We start from the raw sequence: 20,592 nt of genomic DNA, 5'->3' as shown, positions 1-20,592 counted from the left end.
CTTGGCATTTATAGTTTAACATTGAGGCCTATATTGAAAGTTCTGCGAAGTGGAAAAATAGAGTTGTAACCTTCCGGATCGCTGTAATTCAGCTTATCAAAAGAATACACGTTAAATGCGTTCGCAAAAATTCGGATGCTGTTTACCCTGATCCTGCTGGTTAGACTTGCAGGAAGTGTATAGCCCATATCTATGTTTTGCAGGCGCAGATAAGCCATAGACTGTACCCAGAAACTTGATGCGCGCTGGTTATTGGTATTGGTACCGATGGAGAGCCGCGGATAAGTGGCGTTCGCGGCATTCGCCGGTGTCCAGCGGTTCAGGTGCTGTTCAAAAGCCTGGGCATTGCCACTGTTCTGAAAGTCAAATGCAAGTGCATTCGCTACCAGGTTGTTCCCACTGCCAATAACGATATCCCGGTTGGCTACACCCTGGATAGAAATGCTCAGGTCAAATCCCTTCACATTAAAACCTGCGGTCAAACCATAGTAGATCATCGCCCTCTGCGTACCCAGTGCAGTTTCATCAAACTGGTTAATCATGCCATCCCCATTCAGGTCCTTGTACCTGATGTCGCCAGGTACGGGTGTATACCCGTCAACAGCAGGGCTGGAATTGATATCGGCCTGCGACTGGAAAAACCCATCGGCCAGGTAACCAAACACCTGGCCAACCGGGAGCCCAGTACGCTTCTGATAACCGTATTGGCGGTACACCTCGTCCTGGTACAACACTTTAGATTGCAGCATAGAGATATTTCCCGAAACAAAATAGCCAAATGAAGCCGATTTACCATTCCAGGAAATGTTATTTTCAACACCGGTATACCTGTTCTTACCTACATTTTCAGCAGGAAAGGTTTGTCCGATCAGCTGGATGGACTTTCCCCTGTCCTGCATCAGATCAGAATACCTGTCGTTAAAATATTCTGAAGTGATTTTCAGCCGACTGTCAAACATTTCCACGTCCAGTCCGATGTTGAGTTTATTTGCCTTCTCCCATGTTGCGTTAGGATTGGCCAGGGCCATTTCCCTGTAATATCTGGCTACCGCTGGTGTAGAGCCAAAATAATAGGCCGCGCTTGTTCCTCCGTATTCATAATATTGGTCGTACACATAATAGCCTACATTCGCATTACCGGTACGCCCGTAACTGATGCGGGGTTTCAGGGTATTGATCCAGGGCACCTCTTTCAGAAAATCTTCTTTAGCCAGGTTCCAGCCTAAACCTGCGGCATAAAACAGCCCAAACCTGCTGCCAGGTTTAAAACGGTTGTGGCCGCCATAGCTCAGTGCAGCTTCAGCAAAATACTTTTCTTTAAAATTATAGGTGGCATTACCGGCTATATTGGTATAGGTAGCCGGAAGGTCAAGGTTTAAGGTAGTCGATTGGTTATCAGCCAGGGCGAGCAGGCTGAGGCTATGCCCGTTAAAATTCCTGTCGTACCCTAAACTCAGTTTACCATAAGTATAGGTACGCCGCGACGAGATGGACAGCGTGGTCGACTGGCTCCTGCTTGTGCCTATTGGCGTGTATACCGGGGTGCCACTGCCAATATTTAGATTATAAACCAGAAAATCCTTTGTCCGGTCTACCGATGTGGCTACGGTATTGTTGTAGGAAATATTTCCTTTGATCCATAGACCTGGCAAAATAATCCCCAGTTTCTGGGTAATCTCCATATCAGCGGCCAGATCTCTGGCACTTGATTTCAGGTACCCCGAATTGTTGAGCATACCATAGATGTTATTGGAGAAAGTACTGTTGCCACCTAATGAACCGTCCGGATTGAAAATGCTGTAGGCGTTATTCGGGGTATACGCTATTGCCGAGAAAATAGCGGAAGTGGTACCTCCGGGCTGGTTGGCATCCTGGATACGGCCGAAAATATTCAGTCCGATATTCAGTGTCTTGTTGAGGTCCACACTTACGTTAGACCTGACAATATAGCGGTCTACGCCAGCATTGGTACTATAGGTATTGATATCAGCGGTATTGAAAAAACCGCCTTCCTTCTGATAATCCATCGCCACATAAAAACGGGCAGTCTCGTTACCGCTCTGCATATTGATGTTGAAACGATCTAAAGATGCATTCTTGTTCAAAAAAAGTTTACGGTAATCGTTATTGGGGTGAAAAAGGGGATCGGAGCCGGTCTGGTAGGCCAGGATATCTGCGGCCGAATATACCGGTGCCAATCCGTCATTGTTACGCGCCTCATTATACAAAATGGCAAAATCTGCTGCAGAAACAGGTTTCGACTTGTTGATCATGCTTTGCAATCCATGCTGAGCAGTAAAGGATAATTTGAATGGGCTCACTACAGGTCTTTTGGTTGTTACCTGAATGATATTGCCTGAAGAGCGCTGGCCAAACATGACGGTAGACAAAGCGTCCTTAAGGATCGTAACCGATTCAATGGATTCCGGATCGATAGAACTGAAATCCCTGGGTACACCATCGATAAGAATGATGGGCACCTGGCCCCTGATCCTGAAGTCGACTACCGAAATCGGATCGTCTGTGTCCTGAACGCCACTTCTTTGCCGGGTATAAAGCCCGGATAAACGGCCCGGCAAAGCTTGTAAAAATGAGGGCGCAGGAGTTGTGATCAGCTGCTCATTATATACCGTTGCAGTTGACTGGAGCAGGTTGCTTTTTTTCTGGCTTTTATTCAGAAGGCTGATGGTTTCAGTTACGGGCAGGCTGTCTTTTTTGACAGGCCCGGTCTGAGAAAAAACCAGCTCCGGCATTAAAAACAGGATAGGTAAAAGACACAACCTTACCATTTCTCTTTTCAAGCCGTATTCCGGGAGTATAGTTTTGTCCATACGCATTTGGTTTATATTTTGGTTAAATATTTGGTTTGTTCGTTCAATATTAGTCTTTAGACTGCTGATTTACGCGGGTCTAATCGTTCATAAATACATGCTAAAGGTGTCTGGTAAGCTTTATCAGTACAATTTCATTGTCATGTAGTTCTATCGGTTGTTCATATGTTCCCGCTTTTAGGTTTAGGGTCAATTTTCTGAGCGGCAATCCGGCTGATCCCTGTTTTAAAATGCTCACTTCGGACGGACTCAGGTTAGTTGGGCTGCCCATTTTCAGGTAGGCGGTATAAGGATCATTTTGTCCGTAGCCCAGTCTGTATTCCTCAACCTGGTACCTGCCTTTTTCGAGGTTGGAAATACGCAACCTTACCGTTCTTTTCCCTGCAGGCGCCTGTAAGCGGTTGAAATAATTTTGATTGTAGGTATAACCGGCCGAAGGCTGCGTGTAATCCCAGATCAGGGCCTGAACCCCATTTTCAGACCTGCAGATCCACGAGCTTTCATCTTCATTTTTAAGCTCCGTTTCTCCCAGCTGTTCGATAAACCTGTAAGCATGGTAGCCTGGTTTTTTGATTCCCTGAAGATTGATCAGGCCAAAGCCGCCGTGAAAAGGGGTAGGCCCCGGACCTGCTTCTTCAAAAATATCAGTAAAAGTCCAATACGACATGGAATTGCTGTATGCAGATGCCTTTTTTAACACATGCAAAATATATGCGGCATTCTGGTAGGTATCATGTATCGGATCTCTGGAGGAAGGTGAAGTATTCCATTCGGTAAAATGCAGTTCAGCATTTTTATAGCTGGAAGCATCAATGGTATTTCTTACCCGTTTCACATCGATCGCCAGGGTATCCCGGATATTTTTCAGCTGCTGCTTTTTCGTCCCCATTTCGTCCAGCACCGAGGTGGTACCATAATCGTGCGTACTTACAAAATCCAGGGGAAGCTTATCCCGCTCACAATAAGACAGGAAATCAGCTATCCATTTTACTGCGGAGGTGGCCGGTCCGCCAACACGATAGGCCGATGACACACTTTTTACCGCCCTTGCAGTATGGGCATACAGTTCAAAATAATCGGCCTGGGAGCCATCGAAAAAACCACGCAGATCGGGTTCATTCCAGACTTCAAAATACCATTTCTTAACCTCTTCTTCTCCATAGCGTTGCTGCCAATGCTTCACCAGTTTAACGATCAGTGTATCCCATTGTGCGTAAGATTTAGGTTTGCTTACATTTGCCTTCCACCAAAAAATGGTCTTGGTACCAGCTGCCATATCCGCAGGCATAAAGCTGAATTCGACAAAAGGCCTGATATGGATGCGCTGTAAAAAATCGAACAGCTTATCCACATACTGAAAATTATAAACCGGGTTACCAGCTTTATCAATACTGTAAACACGCATATCATCGTGCAGCAGCCCGTGGAAACGAATATACTTAAAATGTACATCTTTCTGCAACATGGCCAGCTGCTCCTGCCAGTCGGCCCTCAAGCCTTCGTTTGCCCTTCCCGCCCCTATACATTCACTGTATGCCCTATTCTTTTTTCCGGCCGCCTGCTTCATGTCGGCATGCACATAACGCGTCGCTCCCTCCTGTGCCTTTGTTAAATCAAAACAAATACACAGAAACAACACAGCGATATATTTAACTGCAAACGGCCTGATCATTTTTTCCCAAGTTTTTTATAGCGCAGCATCGCTTCCACAAAATAATAATCGGCATAGGTTAAAGGAACGTCGATCATGGCTGGTTTTGGTAAATGGCCCACACTATGTTTTAAGATAAAGCCACCGTTTTCGCCATAGGCAGCTTTGAACCTGTCTGTTGAAAGCGTCCGGATAATTGTTTCTGCAGCATCAAGGTATTTTTTGGCGGCTACGGCATCCACATAACCCGAAAGCTCAATTAATGCTGAAGCATAAATTGCACCTGCTGAGGCATCCCGGTAAGCATTAGGAATGTCTGGTGCATTAAAATCCCAATAAGGCACTTTATCCTTTGGCAGATTTGGATGGTTCAGAATGAACTCTGCAATATGCCTGGCCTGGTCCAGATATTTAGGGTCCCTGGTTTCGCGGTACATCATGGTATAACCGTACAACCCCCAGCCTTGTCCCCTTGCCCATGCAGAATCATCGGCATAGCCCTGAACGGTCTGTTTTTTATTGATGCCGCCGGTTGCCGGGTTGTAGTTTACCAGGTGATAAGAACTATAGTCGGGGCGGAAATGATTTTTCATGGTGGTATTGGCATGGCTGATGGCAATTTTTGCGTAAGAAGAATCACCGCTCACCCGGGTAGCCCACATCAGCAGTTCCAGGTTCATCATGTTGTCTATAATCACCCTGAATTCGCCAGGTTTGGAGCCCCAGGACATGGTACAACCTACAATAGGATTGAACCTTTTGCTCAAACTCTGGGCACTGGTCAGTAAAATATCTTTATAGGTTGCGCTGGGCCTGATGTTGTTGGCATTGCCGAAACTGCAAAACATCATGAAGCCTATATCATGCGAATCAATATATTTAATAGGCTCCATGATGGGTAACTTGGCCAGTCCGGCATCATACAAAATCTTATCTTTTGTACCTTCATACAGGTAAAACAAGGTACCCGGATAAAAGCCGCTCACCCAGTTTTTAGGTGTTGTACTTTTCGACCTGTTTTTTTCAAAGGTTTCGGGCAAACTATCCGCGGGCACATTTTTCATCAATACTTTATACTGTGCGGCAGCATCTTTCAGGTTTTTACCGATCAGTTTTATCAAGTCTGGTTTGGGCTTATAATTTAGTTTTTGCTGTGCGCCGGCAGTACCGGAGGTACAGGCTAAAATCAGTGTGCTGATCAGAATGCGGTTGATTGTCTTCATCGTTATATTTATATCTGGTTAGTTTTCTTTTGGATCTGTATAGGCATGGTCTATTTCTATCATTTCGCCCTTCCATGCTTTGCGGGCTGTCCAGTCTGCATTGGCTTCCTGCCAATACGGATCGGAAGCAGGCAGGCCCAGGGCAAGCAAGCCCTGGGAACATAAATAAAGGCTCCCGGTAGAAATATAGTTTTCTCCCAGGTTGGGCTGGTGGCCGTAAAGCCCTATCCTTAACCAGCCATCCTTATCAAAAGTCCCGGGCGCCTCGATCTGTTTCCTGATCACGGTATAAAGCGCATACCTAACCTGGCCCGGGCGGAGCGGCTTCGGCAATGTTTTCATTAAAGACATCTGGGCGAGCGATTGAAATGCCCCGAACCTGTAGGTCAATGACCTGCCCAGTGGAGGATAAGTACCTTCCGGTGAGATCAGGCGCTCCTGAACTGCCGCCCAGCGTTGTGCCCTGCCCAGGATCAGTTCATAGTAGTTTTTAGGGTCCATCTTTGCCTCCTTCAGTACTTTCAGCACATCCACCAGCATGGGCTGGATCACAAAGCTGTTGTAATAGTCCCAATGAAAGCTGGGCCCGTCGCCGTATATACCATCCCCTTTGTACCAAAGTAAATGTTCCTTAATGGCATAATCCAGCCTCATCCTGTCGCCAGAATTGTCGTATTTCTGCAGGGCTGCTTCTACTGTAGCACTGAACATCAGCCAGTTGGTATAGGAAGGCAGAATCACCCGGCTCGACCTCAAAGCGTCCAGTACATTTTTACGCGTTTGCGCGTCCAGGTTACCCCATAACTGCCTCGGTGAACGGATCAGGGCCTGGGCAAAAAACGCAGCATCTACCAGCGGCTGCCTGCCTTCATTAAAATTAAGGAAATCGGCAGCTTTGGGATCTGTTGCATTCTTGATGCAGCTGACTGCCAGTTCGATATACTTTTTACGCAGTTTTCCCTCTTCGGTATTGTCTGGACCAAGCTCCAACCAGGGCGACATTCCCGCCAGCAGACGTCCGAAGGCCTCAAGGTAAGTGCTGTATACCCTGTCTTTCGCTACTTTCGCTTCTACCGGCATGGTGATTTTGAGCTGGTTTTTGCTTAAGGCATTTAATACCGGATCAGCAATGCGGGTCAATACTTTAATTTCATATGCGCGTTGCGCAGGCCCGTCGGGCACAGCCACGCTTTGTTGTGCCCGTAACAATTGCGGGAGGAGGCAAAGCAGTACAATACCTATTTTTTTATACATCATGATATGAATTATTTCTGTTTACTAAATGCGGTTTCCAGTATCACCAGGCGGCGGTCGCCGGAATAGGTCATATTCACCACACTGGCATTTACCGGTGTTTCTATGGCCATCCTTGCTCCGGGCGGAACGGTTGTACGTTGTTCTGCAAGATTATTCACCTTTATCTTAAGCTCTACAGGTTCGCTGCCCGGGTTCCAGACCATAGAGGTGGCCATGTCCTGTCCATCCGGAATGCGGCACCAGAAAGTTCCGATGCCTTCTGTGCTGTCTTTATCCGGTAAAGGCTGCCCTCCGAAACTCTGCACATAAGGGCCAAAAGGACGGCGGCCATTGGCTACATACTGTATCCCTGGTCGGGTATTGAAACCCGAGCGTACCCCACCTGCCAGCTGGTACCCTTCTTTGGTGACTACAATGCCTTTGCCAAGGTACCCTGGCGGCACACGGGGGGTTGAGTTCACCAGAAAACCACTATAGGCGTCTACTACTAGCCCTTTTTCCGTTTCATATTCCCCCCATACAATCGGCGCGGTGATCAGCTGATATTTTTCATGTCCCGATACTGTAGCGGAGTATCCCACAATATTATGCATGAGACGGGCAGCTACCGGGTCAATCGCCGTTCTGCGGGAAATGTCGAGTCCGCAAAGCAGCAGGCTTCCATTATCCAGGAATTGCTCAGCAATGGCAATTCCCTGCAAACCAGAGCTGTAATTGGCCAGAATGGCAGTATTGGCCACGTCTGTCTTGTTTTGCAGGACAAATCCGTCCGTTACCGGCTGTATGGCCGGAAACCCGGGCTTGGTTTCGTCCCAGGCTGTATAATCAGACCAGATGCGGAGGTTCTCCCTGGTAATGCCGGAAAACAAAGGATGTCCGGGACGCTCTGCATTTACATAATAACCATTACGGGGCGATTTTGAAGAAACAGGGTATACAGGATCATCAATATCTACAGCACTGTTTACCAGCTTATTGATCGCAAGCCGGTTCAAGTTGACCATGTGCAGGCTATCCTGCCTTAAAGCCACTACCCTACCTCCAGCGCTCATAAAATCCCTTACAAGCTTTACATGATCAGCAAGCTCCTGGTCGGCAGCGTTTTCGCCGATAATCAGTACACCTTTTTCCGGCAGCTTACTAAAAGCACCAAGTTCATTAAACCGGATGTTCAGCCCGTTCAGTGACTTCTTGGTACTTCCGTTTTTATCATACAGCAATACTTCAGACTCAAGCGGTAGCACCGCCTTGGTAAAGCTGGCATCGGCCACAAACAACCTGTAGTAATTTTGCGATACCTGCCTGCCCTCCGACATCAGCTTTCCGATCAGTTCATACTTCCCGGAATTCAGGTTTTTAGGCAGTTTGATGTTCAGCTTCTTTTTTGCGCTGGCATAATAGGGGATGTCAGGAAGGGCAACGCTGTCGGCGTACACAATACTATGGGATTTATCCCTGATCTGATAGACCAGCTTTACCTTCCGGAGATCTTTAAAGTCATTGTCATCATTGCTGATGTGTGCAATCGGGTTGATTTCAGCGCCCGCATACACGTTTGGCGTCCAGCATTCCCAGCTCAATAAAACCGGCTGATAACTGATCTTAACCTGCTCGGTTACCGGCTTCGGCTTCATATCCGCGAATTTCTCTATCGTATTCCAATTGTAGAAAAGAATGGTAAAAGGAAATACACCGCTCAGGTCTGGGTTCACCGGACGGAGCTGACGAAAAGTCTCTGTGGCCTGCCTCAGCGTAAAACACTGGTGCTCGTCGGCCAGAAATGGCTGCAGGTCCTGGCGCTCATGCCCTGTCCAGGCCAACTGTGAACTTGGGTTCTTGTGCTGGGGCGTCAGGTTGTAGCGACCGTCCGGTCCGGTATAATTGCCCACACATTCGGTGAAAGTAATGGGCATATCTTCCTTTTTAGGATAAGGAACAATCCGGGCATTGTCGCGGATGTGCAAAAAGGTGAAAGGCGAGCTGTAATACCAGCCCCAATAGCGGTGAATGTCCAGGATGTCTCCGGTTTTACCATAACCATATCCGGCATTGGCGATGTAGACACGCGTTTCGTCCCATTTTTTGAGTTTACCGTATGCATAACCCAGGAATTTTTCCCATGCTACTGCCCTGCTGCCTTTAAAAGGCGTTTCATTGGTCATGGCATAAATCATCAGGCTGGGGTGATGTGCAATGGCCCCCAGCTTTTCATTTTCATACCAGGCCACACCTTTATCGTGATCCTTTGGAAACCCGCCGTCGGTTTCATCGCCAACTTTTTCCTGTTCTGTTACCTTTTCACCGCTAGCTACCTTACCACTGTAATTGCCTCCAAACACCATCATTCCCAGTTCATCGCACACATCAAACCAGGCTTCTTCATCGGGGATACGGATAATGTTTACATTGACGCTTTTCATATACCTCACATAATCCAAGGCAAATGCCCGGCTTTTTTCCAGTGCATCCGGAATTCCCCTTCCCGGTGGATTGATGGCAATGCCCCTTAAGAACAAAGGCTTCCCATTGAGATAAAGGTTACCTTTCCGGCGCTCAAAACTCCTGAACCCCGCCCGTTCCTTTAACTCGCTTTTTAAAACCCTGCCACTGTATTGCTGCAAGGTGATCTCATATAAAAAGGGGTTGTTGGGCGTCCATAAAACCGGTTTCAGGTTCCGGACTGTAAAGGCCAGGTGATTGTTACCTTCGTTTACAGCAGTTGTAGCAGTAACCGGCCCCTGCCAAAGTATCTGGCCCCCGGCGGGGGAACGGATCAAAAGTTTAAAAGTATGGCCAGGTGCGGTTTTAAAAGCTTTGTTTACTACAACCCTCACATAATCGGTACCCGTAAAGGGTGTTAGCTGATAAGCAGACTCCGCAAAAGCAAAACTGGTCCAGATGACGGATAAAAAACTAAATAACAGGGCTCTTTTCATTTTGGTTCTATTTGGTTATTTGATTACAATTATTTTAATGCCTCCTGCCAGATTTCCAGCAGCGGTTTGTTCGTTCCTTCCATAGCACTGATCAGCACTTTTCTACCTTTATCTTCATCGTCGCCCAGCTGCCTGGTTTCCCTGACCAGCACAAGGGTAAGCCCTTCCTTTACATACTTTCGGGCCATTTCTGTGATATCCAGCTGATGATATTTGTCTTTCGTGTCAAAAGCCAGCTCACCTGCCACAAAAGCTTTAGCACCCACATCATGGATCAGGGCCTCCTGCTTATCGAGCAGCGGGGCATTCAGCCAATTCAACTGCTCGGTGTCCCAGCCCGTCCCTGGGATACCGTACACATGCAGCCGGAAAGGCCGGATGCCCTGTTCGGCTTTGCCTCTGAACCCCACCAGCACTTTTTTTGCCCTGGTCATATCTTTCCCCGAAAGGTCAAAATAAACGTAGGCCACCTGATTGTTGTCCGGTACTCCGGCAGCCAGCTGAACTGTAAGCTGTTTTTCCTTACCATAGTTGAGCGCTGCGTATTTGCCCCCCCTTACACCCGCATCTGCCACGGGGGAAAAAGTATTTCTCGTCAACCGGACGGATGGTATACTCAGAAGTACTACACTTTGAGGAGCCAGTTTAAAATTAAAGCTTCCGCCCGCCGGCAAGCTGATCACATCGGTTACTTCGCCATAACAAAGCGCATTAACAGTTTCGGCAGTTACAGGTGTACCTGCAGGCAGTTGCAACGCAGAGAGGTCTATAGACAAGTTATAACTGAAATCACCACGCTGTACCAGCCACATATAGTAATTGCCGGTCTGTTCGTCAAAACTGGTGTAGGTATCCAGGTCGGCATCATCAACCGAGGCTTTGGTTTTCAGTAAATTACGTTCTTCTTTAAAACCTTTGGCAAATAAGCGCACCACTTCGCCGGTGCGCTGGATGCCGGACACATTAAAATCAGCTTTGGCTGATGGCCCATCGCCTTTGGCAAATACTTTGATTTCCCTTACTTTTAAAGGCCCCTTATCATTACTTACAAAACGGATTTTACCGGTACGCACCGGTTCTTTAAACATACTGAAGATCTGTGCATATCTGCTGTCCTTTTCTTCAGCACCTTTAATGTCCAGCCATTGTCCGTTATGTAAATATTGCAGTTTAAAGTTTTTAATGCGGTCGGGCGCAGTGTATACTCCCCCTGCAGAGCCGGTATATACCAGGGCACTGCCCACTTCCATGATACCGCCCAGATCAATCTCTATCCATTTTTCACCATCGACAGCTGAAACCCAGGCAGAGGCATCCGACTTGTCCCCATCTGTAATCAGCCCAGCAGCACTTGCAGATACACTTGTTTTCACCATCTTCTGTAAAGCCAGGTTTTTATAGGCGTCCTCTACAATACGTTTACCCTGCCAGATGTAATGATGACCAGATTTTATGCCCCTTGGATAAGGACCGCTTGCGGTATTGGCAAATTTAAAGGCCCACATCCCATACCCTCCATTCTTCATGTTATTGGAATAAATACCTGCCCATTCTGTAAACAGCGAGGGATCGTCCATGGTTTCTTCCTTATCAATCAGGTAAGCATTCATCCAGCGGCCAATTTCGGTGTAAACGATGGGGAGCGACTGCCCTGCAGGATGATGTTCGGTTATGATTTTGCGGATATTGCTGATGCGGGAAGCGTACCCAACTGCCGGGGAATTATAGGAATGGGTAGAAAAGATCTCCATCAGGTCTTTGTTTGTCTGTTTGCCTTGGTAATCGGTACGGATTGCCCCAGCTACCGCTGCCCACCAATCGGTATTTTGCCCGGCTGTTACCGGGCCTACAAATTTTGCCTGCAGTGTTTTACCATATTTCTTGTTCACATCGGCAATGGCACAGTGTATGGCATCCGATGTGATCTGCATCCCCAGGATCCAGTCATCCAGTTTCATTGGCCCCGAATTTCTATGGTTAGGCTCATTCTGCATGGCGAACATGCATACATCACCGGTCTTGGCCGAGTGGTACGCAAGTGCATAATAGCGCTGCCACTGTTTCCATTTATTTTCCCAGTTGTCCTTAAAATCTGTACTGCCCACCTGCAGGACTACGCCTATGCCCAGGCGTTTCAATTCCTTCAAAGCATAATTGTAAACCATGGCATTGGTTGAAGAAGAATCCGGCAAGTCGTACAAAATGTTCAATTCATCCCATTTCAGGTAGCTGTTCTGCTCAGGGTTTGCCCGGAGTTCATTCTTGCGCTTATCAAACTCTCCGACTGAAATTACCTGCGGATCAACCTGCACCAGTTTTTCAGGTACAAACGCGTTTAACGAGGCCCACAAACGCACGCTGTTTACATTGGCATATTCCATCCAGCCGGAAACATTGCTGCCCGGCATATAATATCCCTGGTTGTAACCTACAAACTTCATAGTCTTACCCGAAACCTGTTTTTCTACTTTAATGACAGCACTTTGCGTACCGCTGATGCGTTGTTGTTTTTTAGTTTCAGGGACTGTTGTGGGCGGGGCGGGCATGTTCGGCGCTGCAATACCAAAAGCCTCTATTTCCATAATGCTGATGGGTTCTCCATCATCACATACCAGTCGGATCTTAAAGGTAGTCACTACAGGAGAAAACGTCATGCTTACATTGGTCTGCCGGTTTTCATGGATTTCAGACCTGGGAAAATCTGTCCAGTTGGCATCATCCCAGTATTGCATTTTAAAATTCTTCACCGACCAGAAACCTGCAGCCTGGCTCATTTCATCAGGCTTCTTTTCCCCGTCCATGATCCCGCTATGTATCCGAAGCTCGCTGATGTTGTAATATTTATTGAAATTGATCTCTACCGTATGAGGTGCCTTTACAGCAGCAGCGCGCCAGACAGAATGCCGCGATATTTTGCCGTCTACTATATTGGAAGCCGGATATCCCTGGGCTTCAGAAGATACAGTAACTTCTTTATTCAGGGCAATATTTTGCTGCTGGGCCATCAAACTGCCACCCGCAAAAACACACATCGCCAATAAAAGTGTTTTAATATTCATTTCTTAATGTCGCTTATAATACCGCTTTCAATTTAATTCCACTTAAAACCGCTTTTCCCCTTATCGCTTTAAATGCTACCTGCACCCCCGCACCATTAGCACTGATCCTGTATTTCTTCTTTACGGCTACCCCAAAGCCATAACCGGCCATCAGGTCCAGATGTTCCAACAACCGTTCGCCATTTACGTTCACATCAAATACCCGCTCACCGGCCTGTATTTTATCGGGTTCAATAAAACAAAGCTCCAGGTCATATGTACCATCGGGCACATCAAAGCGGTAACCTTTAATATCGTCCTGATAGGTATAAAAAAGCGGGTTGTCGTTCGTATTTTTCTTTACTGTTTTGATATTGAGCATGGCCGGGCTTCCGCCGGTACAGCCAAAACCGCCTGAACGATAAGGCCGGTCTTCGAGCCAGATATGGTCTGAATTATCCAGGTACTGGGTATTGGAACCCACATTTACGGCCAGCTGCGTAAAAGGACGGGGCATTCTCTCCAGCTCTGCTGTGTAGACTTTATAATTCAGTACCAGATGATCGTTGAACAGCCCCGCTGCTGATTTACCTGTGGCACTGATTTCATTTAAGCCCTCCTTTAAATTTACTTTCCATACCATTTTTTTAATATGATCAGGTTTTTTCGTTCCGACAACTACACCGTTTACCCTAAGGGTAACCTCTCCAAGGTTGGAATAAACTTCAATGGTAGACGGGTTTCCTGCAAGGCCTGCCCGATGTGTCCAGTCACGTGAGGCAATATAAACCATGGGTTCGGCATTCCAGTTGGCCTTATAAAGGTAATAGGAATCTTTTGGTTTTCTGTCCCATGTCACCATCCCTTTCTGGTTCATATTGTTGCTTACCCCCCCTACATTAGGCTGCGAAAAGTCGAACTGGTTCCATATGGCCGTTCCGGCAAGGTAAGGCATCTGCCCAATCTGACTCAGATACGATTCATGGTACATGCGCTGGTATTGCCCTGTAAAATCAAAGCGCTGCGGATGCTCAGTATTTACCCGGTTGTCGGCCTCCGCACCATATTCACTGATAAAAAGTACCTGTTTAGGGTTCTGATGATGTTTTTCGTCTATAATGGATTTAAATTCCGCTGCCTTACCGCTGTACCAGCCATTGTAAATATTATAGCTCGCCAGCTGGGGAATATCAGAAAGTCCGTATTTGTCATAATCATCGCCCATGTGCATGGCCATGGTACTGTACCTGTAAGGATCTTCTGCTCTTACGGTGCTGTCCAGCTGCTTCGCATAGCGTTTCACCTTGCTCACATACTCAGCATTCTCCTGTACCTGTATACGCTCTGCCTTTTCGCTCCAGAGCAAGACCTCGTTCATGGAGCCCCAGATGATTACCGATGGGTGGTTGTAATTCTGTCTGATCATCTCCCGGATCATTATTTTTGAATTTTTCAGAAATTCGGGTACGGGGTTCATATAATTTACAAGGGGGATTTCTTCCCAGATCAGCAGGCCCAGCCTATCCGCCAGTTTCAATACTTCAGGTGCCTGCGGATAATGAGCCAGCCTGAGAAAATTACAGCCCATATCCTTGATCAGCTTCAGATCGCGGTAATGGTCTTCTGCCGAAAGCGCATCGCCATGATCTTTCATGTCCTGATGCCTGTTGGTGCCCTTCAGCACCAGTTTTTTACCATTAAGGCTAAACCCTTTATTCGCATCAAAGCTGTACCAGCGAAAGCCCAATGGATTGTTCAGTTCATCAATGATCTGTCCGTTTTCCAGGAGCTGGCTTTTTACGGTATATAAATAAGGCTTATCTGGCGACCACAGTTCAGGTTTTCTTATTTCCGGCAGATCCAATGCAAATACCATTTCCCTGCCAGCTGCAACGGTATAACTTTTATGTATGCGGGAAATTTCCTTTCCCCGTGCATCGTAGATCAGGTGCAGCATTTCAAGCTTTCTTTCTACTTCGTCGTCATTGTTCACCGTGCCCCTGATGTTCACCAGGGCCGCAGTACTGTCAACCCGGGGTGTGCTGATAAATATGCCTGAAGAACCATGGTCAAGTAATTTATAATGGAGCTTATTGGTGCTGATCAGCCAGGCATCACGATAAATGCCACCATAAGACGCATAACCAATAGACAAGGGCGGTATAAAATTGTCCTGCGCATTGTTGAGCTGAACGGCGATCAGGTTTTCTGCGGGGCTATCGCCCAGCTTCACCAGATGGGTAATATCCAAAGTAAAAGCGGTATATCCTCCTTTATGCTGACCGGCAAATACCCCGTTTACATACACATCGGCCACCTGGTAGGCACCTTCAAAATTGAGGTAGATCTTTTTATTCCTGAACCGCTGATCGAGCAAAAGTCTTTTCCTATACCAGCTGATGTCCCTTCGTGAAGTCTCATCATCGTCGAAGGGGTCTTTTGCGTTCCAGGTATGCGGAATATTTACCGATTGCCATTTGGAATCATCTGACTTTGGCCTTTGTGCAAAGTCAGCACCCTGGGGCAGGTATTTCCAGCTGTCATTTATAGACCATTGCAGCCTGGGCTGCTGCTGTGCGGATACAGACAGGTAAGTACTGCTCAGTAAAAAAAAGGATAACAAAAGCCTTCGGATCATGCGCTTCTTTAATAGATTTGGAACTGGGTTATTTGGTTGCTGCAAGGTATAGTGTTAAATCACTAATTATACAGGCTAAATGAAACATAAGTACCGTACTAAATGATCAATCCGGAGATTTTTGTATGGAACGGTGGGCATGAAGCATGTCCCCTGTACATATGACTTAAATGTCATGCATCTTAAAATACACTACAGACTATCTTAGCTTTAAATCAATTTGCCCTTATGCGTATACCCATTTTAGTTCTTCTTGTTTTGTGTGCCGGCCTGAAGGCAGTAGCTAAAGTTCAGCTACCTTCCATTTTTACCGACAATATGGTATTGCAGCAGCAATCGGCCGTAGCTATCTGGGGCCATGCAAACCCCAATGCCACTATGCACATCATCACGGGCTGGGACAAGAAAAACTATACCCTTCATGTTCCGGCCAGCGGGAAATGGACCTTAAAAATACAGACGCCAAAAGCCGGAGGCCCTTATACCCTAACCTTTAATGATGGCAGCCTGCTCAACCTCCGAAACATACTCATTGGTGAAGTCTGGTTCTGCTCTGGCCAGTCCAATATGGAAATGGCATTAAAAGGCAATTCATCACCGGTATTGAATGCCGGCGAAATCATTTTGGCGGCGGATAACCCCAGTTTGCGCCTCTACCGGGTTGGCAGGGCTGCCAATATTGCTCCGGCAGCAGACCTCAAAGGCCGTTGGGTGGAATCTACCTCAGAAACTGCCCGCGATTTCAGTGCCCTCGCTTTTCAATATGGTCAGTTCCTTCAAAAGAAATTAAAGGTTCCCATAGGTATTATTTTATCTTCCGCCGGCGGCACCATGATAGAGGCCTGGATGAGCAGGAATAGCCTGAACGATTTTCCAGAAGTTAAAATACCTGAACGCTTAGATCCCGCACAAGCCGTTCATAAGGAGCCAACGGTACTGTACAATGGCATGATTGCCCCCGTTGCAGGCTATGGGATTAAAGGCTTTTTATGGCTGCAGGGCGAATCTAACCGTCATGAACCGGAATTGTATGAAAAGCTGTTCCCGGCAATGGTGGCCGACTGGCGTAAGATCTGGAAACTAGGCGAAATTCCATTTTACTATGTGCAGATTGCCCCTTATGGAGGTACAGATAAAACCCGCAATGGCCCGGGACTGCGCGAAGCCCAGCTCAAAGCCTCAAAAATAATCCCGAACTGCGGTATGGTATGTACGCTGGATATCGGCATGGAAACCGATATCCATTTTATGGATAAGACTACACCGGCCCTGCGCGCAGCCTATTGGGCATTGGGTAAAACTTACGGCATAAAAGGCATTAATTACCATTCGCCCGAACTTAAAACCATGCAGATTGAAGGCAATGCAGCAATCCTGAACTTTGACTATGCTCCTTACCTCACCTCTTACAGGAAACCACTGACCCTGTTTGAAATTGCGGGTCAAGACAGGAAATTTTATCCGGCAAAAGCAATCATTAAGGCAAACCAGATTACACTAAGCAGTAATGACGTACCTCAACCGATAGCGGTACGGTATGCCTACAAAGAATGGGTAAAAGCCGAATTGTTTAACAACGACGGCTTACCGGCATCTTCATTCCGGACAGACAACTGGTAATGCTGCTATAAGAATATTAACTTGTAATCTTAAACATTAATATACACCAAATCAGACATGGATCCTTTCAGTTTAAAAGATAAAGTAATTGTAGTTACCGGAGGTACGGGCATATTAGGCGAAGCCTTTATTGAGGCCATTACCGCTGCCGGCGGTACGGCAGGCATCCTTGGGCGAAATATGGAGACAGCCCATAAGCGTGCCGAAAAAGTAATTGAGCGGGGTGGTAACGCCATTGCATTAATAGCAGATGTGATGAACGAAACAGAGCTGCTAGCGGCAAAGGACAAGGTATGGGATGCTTATGGCCGGATAGATGGTCTTGTGAATGCAGCAGGGGGCAATATGCCCGGAGGGGTGCTCCAGCCTGGCGCCGACATCTTTAAACTCAGCATGGCTGGTATGCGGGAGGTCGCAGATCTGAACCTTTGGGGTACCCTTAACCCTACACAGATCTTTGGCGAGGCCATTGCAAAAACAGGGAAGGGCAGCATTGTCAATATCTCTTCAATGGCAGCTGACCATGCCATCACCAGGGTACTGGGTTATAGCATGGCTAAGGCGGCAATAGACAATTATACCAAATGGTTTGCCACCGAACTGGCTATCCGTTATGGAGATGCCATCCGGATGAATGCTATTGCTCCCGGCTTTTTTATTACAGAACAGAACAGGGCCTTACTTACTCAACCAGACGGTTCTTACACGGAACGCGGCAATCTGGTGATCAAAAAAACACCTTTCAGCAGGTTCGGCAACCCCGATGAGCTTAAAGGCGCCCTGGTGTGGTTATTGAGTGAAGAATCCAGGTTCGTTTCAGGAACTATCATTAAGGTTGATGGTGGATTTTCAGCATTCAGCGGCGTTTAGTTATGAACAGAAAAACAGCGGTATACACAAGCTTCTTACTGGCCGGAACAGAATTGTTAAAGACCCATCGATGAGGGTTTGTTTAAAGCCCAATGTCCCTTTGTAAAATCAGGAATATCGATTGAATTGGAACGATTATCCACGGAATTTTCACTTAAAGGCTTAATGGCGCTCCAGCTGGCGGCATCATATACATCAATATCCAGGGGCAGGCCTTTGCGCAGACAATCTATTAAACGCCAGTCCATCATAAAATCCATACCGCCATGGCCACCTACTTTTTTGGCCAGCTCACCTATTTGTTTTACTATCGCCGGCTGATACTGTTGTTCCAATGCCTTCATTTCCTGGGGCGACAACCAGTTCAGATGGCTGGTAGCTATACGTGCAGGCAACGGGTATTTCTGAGCGATAGCTTTGGTTCCACTGATGAGGTGCAGCCTGGAATAAGGGCGTGGCGTACTTACATCGTGCTGGATCATGATGGTTTTGCCCTTGTTGGTTCTAACGGTGGTTACATTCATATTGCCCCTGAAACCCTTCCTGGTAAATTGCTGGTAAAAGCTATCCTTAGCGGCCAGATCCCGGGCCATTGCGCCCATCATAAAATCATTACCCGATACAGATACCAGGTAGTCCATTTTATCGCCCCTATTGATGTTCATTGCCTGAGCTACCGGGCCTAAGCCATGCGTAGGATAAAGATTGCCGCTAATGTAGTTTTCTTTCAGGCGCCACATGTCCTGGTATTTCTCTTTAGAAAAATTCTCTTCCAGCAGGTCGTGCAGGTAAGCGCCTTCGGCATGTACAATCTCGCCAAAGAAACCCTGCCGGGCCATATTTAATGTAAGCAACTCAAAAAAATCGTAACAGCAATTCTCCAGCATCATACAATGCTTCCTTGTTTTTTCAGAAGTTTCTACCAGCTGCCAGCATTCCTCAATGGTTTCTGCAGCAGGAACTTCAACTGCCGCATGCTTATCGTGCTCCATAGCAAATACTGCCATTGGGGTATGCAATTTCCAGGGTGTGGCAATGTAAACCAGGTCAATATCGTTGCGTTCGCACATTTTTTTCCACGCATTTTCAGCACCACTATAAAGATCTGGCCGATGTATGGTATTTGCTATGGCTTGTTTGGCGGCCTCAGCCTTTTCCGGACGCAGGTCGCAGATCGCTTTAATTTCTACCCCTTCAATTTTACTGATACGTTTTACGGCCGCGGCACCCCGGTTGCCTACCCCTATGAAGCCTATGCGAACGGTTTGCAGTGCCGGTGCGGCATAGCCACACATGTTAAACTTTTGCATTTGCCTTGGCTCCAATACAGTGCCGGAGTCTTTTGCCAGGTTTCTGGTACTACAGCCGGCCAGTAGTCCGGCCCCTGCAAGTCCCGTTAGTTTTAAAAATTCTCTTCTGTTGTTCATTTGTGTGTATTTGTTAAATAACAAGGAGGCGTCTGACAATTCAGACGCGCTCCCTCCGGCAACCTGTTACTGCTGAAACGGCACCTGCCCCTAACCACAAAGGACATCCCGGCACCTATAACGGTTGCCAATAAAAATTAATCAGTTATCGTAATATCCAGCGATCTTACCACTTCTTTTCTATCCTTTAAACTTGCATTGGCGGCCACAAAATATACTTTGTAATTGCCTGCGTTGGCAAAGGTGTAGGCATAGTTCTTTTTGTCTGCCCCGTTAGTACCACCCTGTATGGGAATAGCAAGATCGGGCCCGTAATCAATTTTATTGGTATTTGTAAATCCCTGTGTAATCACCCAGTTTTGTGTTGGTATCTCTGCTGCCCCAGGGGTAAGTGCTAAGTCTGCATGTTGCAGGGTTAACACAGTAGTTGTAGCTGCAGTCCTGGAAATGATTTCCGGATTTTTCTGTACTACGCGAAAAGCTGTTGTGGTCATACTGCCCAGTACCTGTGTGCCGGCTGTGCCGGTTGCGGTGAGGTTAAAGGCCTGAAAAGTCCATGTTCTCCAGGCACCATAAATACTTTGTTGACGGATGTTATACTTAAATGCTATAAAAAATGGTTTTCCGGCTACCCGAAGATCGGTAAGTGACATTCCTCCAGCTGGAGTAGCCGCACTTATACCAGAAGTTGTAGCCGCTTCCTGTTTGCTCATCCTGCTGGTCACATCAGTCCAGGTGGCATTTTCTACACTGGAGATGCTTGAATAATCGCCGTTAAAATCGGTAGAAACCATAAGGGTAAACATCCCGGTTTGGGGACTACCTGTTCCTCCATTCGTTACTGCACTATTAAAAGACAGGTTAAGGCTGCTTACGTCCATTACCCTTCCATCTTTGTAGGCATAGTCCTTGCCTGTTTCGCCGGTGTATACAGAAATTAGCTGAGGATTTCCTCTAAAGGTAAATACCACAGGCACACCCTTTTTAAATGTAGATGATGTTGTGCTGACCTCAAAATCAGGCATCGCAACTTCATCAGATTTTGAACAGCCCGATAGTACAATTAATACTAAAACTAGTTTTTGATATATAAACTTCATA

General features: G+C 46.9%; 11 protein-coding genes. 2 read left to right on the top strand and 9 right to left on the bottom strand.

Features of this window, described 5'->3' with window-relative positions:
* Positions 1–8: 8 nt before the first annotated feature.
* The 7 genes from ABIE26_RS01375 to ABIE26_RS01345 all read right to left on the bottom strand — a co-directional run bounded on the left by ABIE26_RS01375 (position 9) and on the right by ABIE26_RS01345 (position 15,574).
* Complete coding sequence (locus ABIE26_RS01375) at positions 9–2,753, bottom strand: SusC/RagA family TonB-linked outer membrane protein (RefSeq protein ID WP_436410402.1); 2,745 nt, start codon at positions 2,751–2,753, stop codon at positions 9–11.
* Positions 2,754–2,931: 178 nt separating this feature from the next.
* A complete protein-coding gene (locus tag ABIE26_RS01370; RefSeq protein WP_310140929.1) occupies positions 2,932–4,503 on the bottom strand; it encodes a GH39 family glycosyl hydrolase in 1,572 nt (523 codons plus the stop codon).
* On the bottom strand, positions 4,500–5,705 hold the full coding sequence (locus ABIE26_RS01365) for a glycoside hydrolase family 88 protein (RefSeq protein ID WP_310140932.1): 1,206 nt from the start codon (positions 5,703–5,705) through the stop codon (positions 4,500–4,502). The genes ABIE26_RS01370 and ABIE26_RS01365 overlap by 4 nt, the downstream gene beginning before the upstream one ends.
* Positions 5,706–5,723: 18 nt before the next feature.
* Positions 5,724–6,962 (bottom strand): DUF2264 domain-containing protein, encoded by a 1,239-nt coding sequence (locus tag ABIE26_RS01360; protein ID WP_310140933.1) that lies wholly within the window; start codon positions 6,960–6,962, stop codon positions 5,724–5,726.
* An 8-nt stretch (positions 6,963–6,970) separates the two neighbouring features.
* Positions 6,971–9,898: a glycoside hydrolase family 2 TIM barrel-domain containing protein gene (locus ABIE26_RS01355; protein ID WP_310140935.1), complete on the bottom strand. Its 2,928-nt coding sequence runs from the start codon at positions 9,896–9,898 to the stop codon at positions 6,971–6,973.
* A gap of 29 nt (positions 9,899–9,927) precedes the next feature.
* Positions 9,928–12,957: a discoidin domain-containing protein gene (locus tag ABIE26_RS01350; RefSeq protein ID WP_310140938.1), complete on the bottom strand. Its 3,030-nt coding sequence runs from the start codon at positions 12,955–12,957 to the stop codon at positions 9,928–9,930.
* 13 nt (positions 12,958–12,970) lie between these two features.
* The gene (locus ABIE26_RS01345; RefSeq protein WP_310140942.1) at positions 12,971–15,574 is read right to left on the bottom strand and encodes a glycoside hydrolase family 2 TIM barrel-domain containing protein; all 2,604 of its coding nucleotides are present in this window, start codon (positions 15,572–15,574) and stop codon (positions 12,971–12,973) included.
* 228 nt (positions 15,575–15,802) lie between these two features.
* On the opposite strand from ABIE26_RS01345, the gene ABIE26_RS01340 reads away from it, so the two are divergent.
* Entirely contained in the window at positions 15,803–17,194 is a 1,392-nt protein-coding gene (locus ABIE26_RS01340; RefSeq protein WP_310140945.1) for a sialate O-acetylesterase, read from the top strand.
* A 57-nt stretch (positions 17,195–17,251) separates the two neighbouring features.
* Positions 17,252–18,064: an SDR family oxidoreductase gene (locus tag ABIE26_RS01335; protein ID WP_310140947.1), complete on the top strand. Its 813-nt coding sequence runs from the start codon at positions 17,252–17,254 to the stop codon at positions 18,062–18,064.
* 56 nt (positions 18,065–18,120) lie between these two features.
* Here ABIE26_RS01335 and ABIE26_RS01330 read toward each other — a convergent pair whose 3' ends face one another.
* Positions 18,121–19,491, bottom strand: a complete 1,371-nt coding sequence (locus tag ABIE26_RS01330) for a Gfo/Idh/MocA family protein (RefSeq protein WP_310140950.1) — start codon at positions 19,489–19,491, stop codon at positions 18,121–18,123.
* A 137-nt stretch (positions 19,492–19,628) separates the two neighbouring features.
* The gene (locus ABIE26_RS01325) at positions 19,629–20,591 is read right to left on the bottom strand and encodes a DUF5017 domain-containing protein (RefSeq protein ID WP_310140952.1); all 963 of its coding nucleotides are present in this window, start codon (positions 20,589–20,591) and stop codon (positions 19,629–19,631) included.
* Position 20,592: the final 1 nt, after the last annotated feature.

The organism is Pedobacter africanus (assembly GCF_040548825.1).
Taxonomy (GTDB): domain Bacteria; phylum Bacteroidota; class Bacteroidia; order Sphingobacteriales; family Sphingobacteriaceae; genus Pedobacter; species Pedobacter africanus_A.
This window is presented reverse-complemented; position numbering and strand designations above follow the sequence as displayed.

Bases quoted from the DNA above. Each gene is read 5' to 3' on its own strand.
- ABIE26_RS01375 (WP_436410402.1), bottom strand. From the start codon at position 2,753: ATGCCGGAGCTGGTTTTTTCTCAGACCGGGCCTGTCAAAAAAGACAGC.
- ABIE26_RS01370 (WP_310140929.1), bottom strand. From the start codon at position 4,503: ATGATCAGGCCGTTTGCAGTTAAATATATCGCTGTGTTGTTTCTGTGT.
- ABIE26_RS01365 (WP_310140932.1), bottom strand. From the start codon at position 5,705: ATGAAGACAATCAACCGCATTCTGATCAGCACACTGATTTTAGCCTGT.
- ABIE26_RS01360 (WP_310140933.1), bottom strand. From the start codon at position 6,962: ATGATGTATAAAAAAATAGGTATTGTACTGCTTTGCCTCCTCCCGCAA.
- ABIE26_RS01355 (WP_310140935.1), bottom strand. From the start codon at position 9,898: ATGAAAAGAGCCCTGTTATTTAGTTTTTTATCCGTCATCTGGACCAGT.
- ABIE26_RS01350 (WP_310140938.1), bottom strand. From the start codon at position 12,957: ATGAATATTAAAACACTTTTATTGGCGATGTGTGTTTTTGCGGGTGGC.
- ABIE26_RS01345 (WP_310140942.1), bottom strand. From the start codon at position 15,574: ATGATCCGAAGGCTTTTGTTATCCTTTTTTTTACTGAGCAGTACTTAC.
- ABIE26_RS01340 (WP_310140945.1), top strand. From the start codon at position 15,803: ATGCGTATACCCATTTTAGTTCTTCTTGTTTTGTGTGCCGGCCTGAAG.
- ABIE26_RS01335 (WP_310140947.1), top strand. From the start codon at position 17,252: ATGGATCCTTTCAGTTTAAAAGATAAAGTAATTGTAGTTACCGGAGGT.
- ABIE26_RS01330 (WP_310140950.1), bottom strand. From the start codon at position 19,491: ATGAACAACAGAAGAGAATTTTTAAAACTAACGGGACTTGCAGGGGCC.
- ABIE26_RS01325 (WP_310140952.1), bottom strand. From the start codon at position 20,591: ATGAAGTTTATATATCAAAAACTAGTTTTAGTATTAATTGTACTATCG.